General features: G+C 47.3%; 9 protein-coding genes. 2 read left to right on the top strand and 7 right to left on the bottom strand.

The features are described 5' to 3' along the window. From WCO51_06140 to WCO51_06125, 4 genes are all read right to left on the bottom strand, one after another. Positions 1 to 722, bottom strand: a 722-nt coding sequence (locus WCO51_06140; protein MEI6512839.1) for a hypothetical protein, incomplete at its 3' end; no start/stop codon positions are given. Position 723: 1 nt separating this feature from the next. After that, complete coding sequence (locus WCO51_06135; protein ID MEI6512838.1) at positions 724 to 2187, bottom strand: hypothetical protein; 1464 nt, start codon at positions 2185 to 2187, stop codon at positions 724 to 726. Between the two features lie 31 nt (positions 2188 to 2218). Beyond that, the gene (locus WCO51_06130; protein ID MEI6512837.1) at positions 2219 to 2791 is read right to left on the bottom strand and encodes a hypothetical protein; all 573 of its coding nucleotides are present in this window, start codon (positions 2789 to 2791) and stop codon (positions 2219 to 2221) included. 14 nt (positions 2792 to 2805) lie between these two features. Then, positions 2806 to 3021, bottom strand: a complete 216-nt coding sequence (locus tag WCO51_06125; GenBank protein MEI6512836.1) for a hypothetical protein — start codon at positions 3019 to 3021, stop codon at positions 2806 to 2808. Positions 3022 to 3330: 309 nt separating this feature from the next. Between WCO51_06125 and alr the strand changes: the two genes are divergently transcribed. Further along, entirely contained in the window at positions 3331 to 4419 is a 1089-nt protein-coding gene (gene alr, locus WCO51_06120) for an alanine racemase (protein ID MEI6512835.1), read from the top strand. On the opposite strand, the gene WCO51_06115 is transcribed toward alr, so the two are convergent. The 3 genes from WCO51_06115 to WCO51_06105 form a co-directional block, all read right to left on the bottom strand. Next, positions 4416 to 5441, bottom strand: coding sequence for an endonuclease/exonuclease/phosphatase family protein (locus tag WCO51_06115; protein MEI6512834.1), 1026 nt, complete (start codon positions 5439 to 5441; stop codon positions 4416 to 4418). The two genes, alr and WCO51_06115, sit on opposite strands and share 4 nt — an antisense overlap. Before the next feature lie 87 nt (positions 5442 to 5528). After that, positions 5529 to 7343 (bottom strand): L-fucose isomerase, encoded by a 1815-nt coding sequence (locus tag WCO51_06110; protein MEI6512833.1) that lies wholly within the window; start codon positions 7341 to 7343, stop codon positions 5529 to 5531. 134 nt (positions 7344 to 7477) lie between these two features. Continuing rightward, the gene (locus WCO51_06105; protein MEI6512832.1) at positions 7478 to 8389 is read right to left on the bottom strand and encodes a sugar phosphate isomerase/epimerase; all 912 of its coding nucleotides are present in this window, start codon (positions 8387 to 8389) and stop codon (positions 7478 to 7480) included. Between the two features lie 406 nt (positions 8390 to 8795). On the opposite strand from WCO51_06105, the gene WCO51_06100 reads away from it, so the two are divergent. Next, positions 8796 to 9007: hypothetical protein (locus WCO51_06100; GenBank protein MEI6512831.1), on the top strand; the 212-nt coding region annotated here is incomplete at its 3' end.

The following is a 9007-nucleotide window of genomic DNA, read 5'->3' as shown; positions in this document are numbered from 1 at the left end:
GCGTCGAACTCACCATCACCAATTTCAAGCACCCCAGGCATTTTTCGAATTACTTGCGCCACCTTATCTCCATTAGATGCACTACCAATCCCCCGGAATTCCAATTCCACATATTGTCCTGAGGACTTAGTCAGTTCCCCCATTCGTTGGATAAGATCCTGTCCAATCAAATCCGCTGCATCTTCCAGTGCGGATTTGCTCGACAACTCTTCGGTGATATCTGAAGGACCGGTTCTATGAATTGCATCAGACCAAAACTTCTCAGCAGAGTCAACACGAATTGCCTTTAATTCAACCCTTGCCCTGCACTGAATTCTGTCAACGGAACCTAGTTCCGTATCAATCCGACTTCGCTTCGCTACTTGAGTAAACGCTTCTCCTGTAATAAGAACATCCGCGCCAAACCGTCGGCAGAGTTGAATTGTTTCCTTTCCTGTTTTCGAGCCACCTTTAATAATACGGTCAACAATAGCTGAATAACGAATTGCATCATATCGATCCTGGTCGATCACCTTATAGCCTGCATCTATCAATTGCCGACACAAAGAAGTTTCTACTGCGGGATCAGGAATTCTAGGTTGCGAAAGGTGACTTTCTTGGACAATAACAATTATCTTCCAGCGTCTAGTATCCCTATCTCGCTGTTGAGGCATTACCGATGTGGTGATACCTATAGCGAGTATTAGTATTATCCACATTGTGGTTAATCTTTTATATTGCATTTTATTTCCCTTTTTTCGGAATGGTTGGCTTTGGACGTTGCAATGGTACAAGTTTGAATGTTGGAGCTCGCACAAAGCTTACACTCATATTAGGCTTGATATTGACGAAGAGTGTCTTGTCTGTCTCGCTTATCGGTACACAATCTGAAGTTTTGCCTACTCGTGTTAGTCGAAGATGTACCTGCTCCAGTGGCACTTCCTCAGTTACCTCGCCATCCTGACCCTTGATCTCTCTAGTTTTGGTAATAATAATTATTGTGTCACCTATTTTGAGTCCATCAGCATTTCCAAGGCTAGTGGTTGCTTGAAGAATAATTGAGTCTACCTCGAGAACTATGGGGCCTGATATCGACTTAGGCTCAGGCTCAGGCTTAGGCTCAGGTGTGAGAAGCGGAGCTCCTGTTCTTAGCAGAGATTCGTCCAATAAGATTCCCAAAGCTATGTTCCCAGCATTGCGTGAGGCCTTAATAACTAAGCTTTCTTCACAATTCGAATCTGCCTCAGGTGCGACTATTGAGTCTGGTATGCCCAAGTAGCCAGCTATAGTAATTTGATCAGTGCGTAAGATCGTAGAACTCAAACTATCGCCCGTGCACTCCTTTTGCCAAATAACTTTGCCTTCGTCATCTAGATCGAAAAGAGTCAGCATCCCAGTGACAGTGGCGGTCTGATTTTGAGTAAGCGTTCGTTCCCACTGACAGGGATCGTAATACTCGTAGCGGAGTTTTCTTTGCTTCCATTCGTCGTGCTTCTGCTCCCATTCACGATAATCACGCGCATATTCAGCAGGCGTTTTTTTTGTCTGATTCCATATGAAACCTTTATATTTGCTTGGTTCTGGCGGTTCATATTCATTAAAAGCGCCTTTATCTGAAAGCGATTTCTGAGAGGGTATATAGGTAGTCTGACGGTCGAGAGAGGTGACCTGGAAGAGCCATACGTGTCGCAAACCTGTTTTCATCCGCACATTTTTGCGCGTATCTGGTGAACCCATGAGTTCTTGGAGTGTCACTTCTTTTTCAAGAACAGTAAGGTTAGGTCCTCGTTCCATCACATTCATTTTAGCCTGCGTACGCAGATCACTAGCCAAGCCTAATCGAATGCTCTCCGTTAGGTTTGCCGACATTCCTGATGGGTTTTGCGGAACAAGTAGAACTGTTCGGTCAACTACACGGAGGTCATTTAGCTCGATAGGTGTGACCCCAATTGCCACAGCATCTACATTGTTGAATTGCTTGGCCTTCCTCTCCAACTGAAGCTGGGATGGCACGTCAAACACTACTATGGAAAGGCCGTCTTCATGAATTTGGCGTACCAAAAGTACAGATGTGTCTCTGCCCTCATGGCTGGCAAGTAATGTCTGCGCGGGTAAGGGCAGTATGGTATTATTACGAATGCGGTTAATAAAATAGACTTCATCACATTCTCGGAGTTGCTCTGGTGTTAGCTTTTCACGGTTAGCCAATGGATACCATTGGGAGGAAAACCAACACCCTTTACTGATCACCCCCCCAGTTTTCCACAATCTGTCGATCATCCGGATGGCTGAAAAGGGCCAGCTTAACGGTCCGAGCACTAGCTGTAAATGGAAGATTGCGAAAGTTGTCCGCCTTGTGCGCTGTGAACCGATCATAAAGCTTTCCAAGTCTCTCCGCATCGGGAGCAACCATCGCAGAGATGAGCGTTAAATCCCCTGCTTTGGGATTAAAGAATTGGCTTACCACCACACTCAATCGCGTGCTGAGTGGCGGAATCTTAAATGGAAGCCTTGCCTCTAGAGATCGAGATAGTTCGCTAACCATCTCATTGCGAACAAGTAGGAAGATTAGGCTAGCTTTGTCGAACCTTTTATCGCCTTTCACCAAGTTTTCAGCCTCAGCCAAACTGATTACCGTCACTTCGCTGTCTTTGTGTTTGTTATCCGGATGCCTTAAGATTAGTGAGCGCAGTATCCCTGCCAGTTCATTTGCTGAAGATCCAGACGTGATAATGTAGACATTGGGTTTATTTTTCCCAATCTCGCGGATGAGACTAGTCTCAGCGAACAGCGGAGTATTCGATAGTATCAACCAACACCCCGTCATTAACAGCAAAATGTACAAACACCTATATTGCATTGATTCACATCCTTCAAAAAAACCCATAAAGACATAAAGACATAAAGATAATGTCTATCATCATGTCCCATTTTACTGGGAAGTTTATGCTTATTAATTTCATTATACACCACTTGCGTATAGTTTTGAACTCTTTCCTCACAAAGAGGCTCTTGCGTAGTTTCCAGCATCCATAAATCCATTTATCCTCCTGTCTCCCAATATCTATATTGGGTGACAGGATACTATCTGCCTTTACGGTGGGTATACTATCTGAAGATGATGATAGTTCATTCTAACCGGCGTCTAACCAACATATTGGTGGTTAATGACGACCAAGAAAAGAACTACGTACGATATGAGCGGTTGGGGCTAAATTCCAGAAGGAACCAAGCCCGTTCTTCTGTGAGCTATTCCGTAGAGAACGATTTTTGATTAAATACGTCCCAATAGATGTCATAGAAGATTTATTTTAGATCAGTTGTTCATTGTCGTAGTTACGCACCTAAGAAATGCAGTTTTATCGAACTTGGGTTGAAATTGATCGTGGGGCGCTAACGCATAACCTCAAGGTTATTCGCGATCTAGTTGGTCCCTCAGTAAAAATAGCCATCGTTGTCAAAGCGGATGGCTACGGTCATGGTTTGGTTCCAATCGCTCAAGCGGCTGTACCTTATACTGATTGGCTTGCTGTTGCAACCGTAGCGGAAGGGGTAGCTCTTCGGGAAGCTGGTTTACGCCTTCCGATAATGGTTTTGTCTCCCATGCTGCCTTTTGAAGCGGATGCCGTTGTTACGTGCAACCTCGCCCCGTTAATCGAATGCTACGAGATCGCCCACACCCTTTCAGAAATCGCCCTCAGACGCGACCGCAAGGTGAAAGTACACTTGAAGATTGACACTGGCATGGGTAGATTTGGTGTCAGTCCTGAGGCGGCGCTAGTTACCGCACGTGAGATTTCAAAGCTAAATGGGATATATCTGGAAGGTCTATGCAGCCATTTTGCATGTGCTGATGATGATCCTTTGTTTACTGATAGGCAGCTCAAACTCTTTAATTCTGGCGCTGAGTCGATTGAAAACTTCTTCAAGCGAACTATGCTCAAACATATTGCCAATAGCTCTGCGACGGTTTGTTATAAGGGGGCAGCGCTTGATTTGATACGGGTTGGCGCATTGGCGTATGGGATTTTGCCATGTGATTATGGCACTAAGCCGGTGCTGAGCTGGAAGGCAAGAGTTAGCGCTTTGCGCACTCTGCCTGAGGGAGCTTTTATCAGCTATGGCGCTACATATCAGACAAAACGACCTTCCCGAATTGCTACCATTCCGGTAGGCTATGCTGATGGTTATCTTCGCGCTCTTTCCAATAAAGGGGCGGTATGTATCAACGGTGGGGAAGCGCCAATTGTTGGGCGAGTTTGCATGGATCAACTTATGATAGATGTAACTGATCTTGGTGAAGTTCAAATCGGTGATGTGGCAACACTTATTGGTGAGACTGTTCTTGTTCCCCGCTTAACTGCGCTTGCAGATACAACTGTTCACGAAGTCACTTCTTTAATCGGTCTTCGAGTTCCGCGCATTTATCTCGGAGACTAGTTTGGTACCCTCAAATCGGCCATGAGTGGAAAGTGGTCGGAGGAGTTACTGCTAACAGGATGGCAATCTGTTACGATAAGACTGTCGCTTAAGTAGATGTAGTCAATTCTAATCAGAGGCAACTTCGACGGGAAGGTATAACCCAATCCTCTTCCAACGCTATCAAAGCTATCTGTAAGCAGCTTGGATAGCGTTCGATGCGTGCTTGAGAGTGGGGTGGAGTTGAAATCACCTGCAACGATAGTCGGCCCCTTTTCTTCCTGAATAATCTTGCTGAGCATATCCGCTTGTGTTTTCGTAATCCTAGCCGCTTCGCGAAGGTAAGCAACCGTGCCTTGGTTATTATTCAGTAAACTTTCACCGTTCGTTGAAAAGTACATATGGATATTTATAAGTCTAATAGACTGTTTGTTGATTTTAACCCTGCATATAAGAAAGCATCGGTAATGGCTTGTTGTGAGGATTTCTTCCTGACTGAGTGGGTACTTGCTTAGAATAACCTGTTTCTTTTCCCTGACCGAATACCAACGAGGGAAAGCTTTCAGAATTTTTGGAGTTGGGTCAGTATCGAGACTGGCAAATGCAGCTTGACCGGATTCTTGAAGAAAAATTATATCTGCGTTCGCTTTTTTAAGGGTTTTGATTACATTATCGACCCCAGCTTTCCCCGCATTGATATTGTAAGTAACAACTCTTAAAGCTTTGGATGCAGGATCGGGCGCTTTGGGAGATAAGGGTAGACGAACGTGGTATTGCATTAAGAAAAGAAAGACTATAGCCGCTGCAAGTAGGTTCACCATTATTTCAAATCGGCGCAGCGTGAGGATGGAGGCCAAGAGCAGTATTCCAATTGGAATCAGTAGGAACTGTGGTACGTGCATTGGCAAAATAAGAGGCCATGACCTCTCGCCTACCAGCGCCCAAATAATTGACACTAGCAGCAGGAGGGCGAGATAGGCGACTGAAAACGTCCGGAGGACTGCCGGTTTTCGGGTTCTTCTAGCTGTGTCGTTTTTTAACATGGGAGCTATATTATGAAGTCTTTAGATATGAGCATCCCCCTCACTTTTGTTGAGAGGGGGATGACTATTGGGATAACATTAATGGCTTTACTTATAGAGCGGGCCGTAGCAGGCGCAGGCTCGGTAGTCTGCACCCTGAGGATCATTCGCTCCGAAGCGTGACCATGCATTCGGTCGGAAGATTTGCTCTTCATGAACGTTGTGCATATCGACCGGAATGCGCAGCATTGAGGCAAGAGTGATTAACTCGCTGCCGACGTGGCCGGGAGCTGCCGCACCGTGGTTTGCACCCCAGTTATACATAACAGAGTAAACATCGCGGAACGGTCCGCTGCCATCTAGTCTTGGCACGAACCATGTAGTCGGCCAAGTCTGGTCTGTGCGCTCGTCGAGCGTCTTGTGTACGTTATCAGGAAGTTCGACGCTCCAGCCTTCAGCAATCTGAAGGACGGGACCAAGGCCTTCAACCATGTTGACACGGCTCATGGTCATCGGCATCCCACCCTTGGTGGTGAAGTCAGTTGACCAGCCGCCGCCTCTGAATGAGTCTCGGCAGCCAGGATGCCATTGAGTAGCATCGAGGCATTTGCCAGCTTCTTCGGGTGTGATCTCCCAGAACGGCTTAAGTGTCGGATTGCCGTCTTTAGTTTGCTCGCCAGTCCAGTCAAGCGCTGCGGGGCCTGAGTTGATCAGGTGGATAATTCCATCCTTAGCTGTGCCGCTTAAGGTGTAACCGGTGACGCGTTTGACAGCTTCCGGACTCCAGAAGGTTCGAACGTCGGCGAAGAGTTGAGCGGTGTTGGTCAACAGGTGGCCGAACAGCATCGCGATTGCGTTGAGGCTGTCGTTCTCAGTTGCCATGATGTAGGACTGTCGAATGCCGTCCCAGTCGAATGACGAAGTGAGAATGGCTTCGAGGAAGTCGCCGTTCGGGAAATGATCCGTCCATTGGCGCTGACCCTGGAAACCGGCGGCAATGGCGTTATGCCCTTCTGCCTCTTCCGGAAAACCGATCTCAGCTAGCTTCGGGTTGCCGACCATCATATCCCGAGTCATCAATGCCATCTTGACTGACTTATTCCAGTCTTCATCTAACTCTGTGCGAGTATGCTGTCGCTCGGGTGGATTTGTGTCCTTGCCCTCTTTGCAGTTCTCGCGGGTCCATGCAAGCGCTCGTTCGAACTCTTCGTTATCGAAAATGCCGGTGTCACATCGGCGGACAAGCTCGACCATATCGATGGTCATGGTCTTTAGACCAAGAAAGTGCTGTAGGAAGCTCTGGTCGACGATAGAACCGGCGATACCCATCGATACGTTGCCGATTGCCAAGTAGGTTTTACCCTTCATAGACGCTACTGCGTTAGCAGCTTTGGCAAACTGTAAAATCTTTGCCGCTACGTCATCAGGAATGGTGCTATCAGTGGAATCTTGCACGTGGCGACCATAGATACCGAATGCAGGCAGACCTTTTTGGTTATGTCCCGCAAGTGTGGCCGCCAGATAGACCGCGCCGGGTCGTTCTGTGCCGTTGAAGCCCCAGATAGCTTTGGGGATGAGCGGGTCCATATCCATGGTTTCCGACCCATAGCACCAGCATGGGGTAACGGTGATTGAGCAGCCAACGCCTTCCTTGGTGAATTTATCCGCACAGTTGGCGGATTCCATCAAGCCATCGATGCAGCGGTCAGCGATAACGCACTCGACCGGTAAGCCATTGGCATGGCGCAAGTTTTCAGTGATGAGCTTGGCTACTGAAATAGCCATTCCCATCGTTTGACCTTCCATCAGCTCGCGGGTTCCGCCAAAGCGACCGTCGATAGTCGGGCGAATGCCAACCTTCGGCAGCGTCCCACGCAGACGATTAGTAGGCGGGTTCATCTTCATGTTCTTAACATTAGCCATCGTTATTTCCTCTCAAGTTAGGTTATTAATTTTATTTACGTCACCCTGAGCGAAGTCGAAGGGTCTTCCGGATTTCCAACTCCCTCTAAAGGGAGGGGGATATCCCTCGACAAGCTCGGAATAACGTCCTTCTACTATTTATTCGCTTCAAATTGTGGGTCTGGGACGAAAGCGCCGCCTCGGCAGCGTTTTAGGTAGTTCAAACCTGCAACCTGACCCATCATCTCTAATTCACCTTTATAAACGGGATCGTGCCAGCCTTCGATATCAATGCTGCCGTTGAATCCGCCTTGGCGTAGAATTGAAATAATATCGGTCCAGTTGCTGTCTCCAAACCCAGGGGTACGGTGATATGCGAACTGTCTCGGCCCATCGACGCCGAACTCACGCATAACTGGCCACATAATCGTTGCGTCCTTGCCATGAACGTGAAAGACCTTCTTCACCCATTTAGAAAGCTGAGGAATAGGCTCGATAAGGCTGACCATCTGGTGGCAAGGCTCCCATTCGAGTCCGACATTCTCTGAAGGAATTGCGTTGAACATCATTTCCCAAGCAGTCGGGTTATGAGCGATATTCCAACTGCCGGTTTTCCAAGTGCCGCCCATATCGCAGTTCTCAAAAGCGATGCGAACGCCTTTATCGGCGGCTCGCTTTGCTAGTGGTCCAAAGACTTCCGCGAAGCGAGGCATCGATTCATCAATGGGTTTGTCCTCGATTCGTCCTGCAAAACCGGCTACGATATCGCAGCCAAATAAATGCGCGTTATCAATCGCCTGTCGCCAGCTTTCGCGAGTTTCTTCGGCCATAGCATCATCCATTAACGGATTGCCAAATACGCCTAAGCTGCTGACAACAGCGCCTTTGTCTGTGATAACATCTTTAATCTCATCGGAAAGACACTTGAGGTCGGTTCCCCCGAGAGTCTGCCAGAAGGTAATACTAAATGATTCGAAGCCATAAGGAAGGATTTGGCGCAGGTAATCACCTGTCCAATTATTCTTCCCAGTGGCAAGTGTTCCAATTCGAATAGCTTCTTGATACATTAATGCGTTCCTTTCCTGCCGATTAGGCAACAACCGGCCTTGGTTTAAATTTCTTATGGGCTAAATCGCAGACCGATTTCTACGATTATGATCTCTAAAAATTATAACGCCCCAGCACCTTCAGGATACCCAAAACAGGGTATTGATGAGTAGAAAGTTATGCAGTTAATGGAATTTTAGTCAGCACTGATTTCTAATTCATTTAATTACTAGCCAACATTATCATGTTTTGTATCACTTTCTTTCATTACGATGAAGGAATGAGGGGTGGACACCGCGCAAAGAATAATATTCGACGCAGCATAAAAATGAAGGAAGAAAAGGCTCTAAACCGATAACCGGTTGACAAAACATCTCCATGTCGCCTTGCTAATCGAATAATCATTTTGATTGGCAGGAGGACTTAATGGCGATAAGAGATTGGTTTAGGGTTGGGCGCGCCCCGAGGAGTCAAGAGAAGGAATTAGCGCGGGCGCTTGGCGCATCCACTGCCCGCGCTTTGCAATATCCCCTCAGCGGCGCAGATTCATTAGCTCGCGGCCAAGGTTATCAGATTTGCGATACGATGCAAGCTGACGCCCAGGTGCGCGCATCGCTGAATGTCAAGAAATTGGGCGT

This window comes from bacterium, assembly GCA_037131655.1.
GTDB lineage: Bacteria > Armatimonadota > Fimbriimonadia > Fimbriimonadales > JBAXQP01 > JBAXQP01.
Note: the sequence above shows the minus strand (reverse complement) of the source record. Positions and strands in the feature narration are given on the sequence as shown.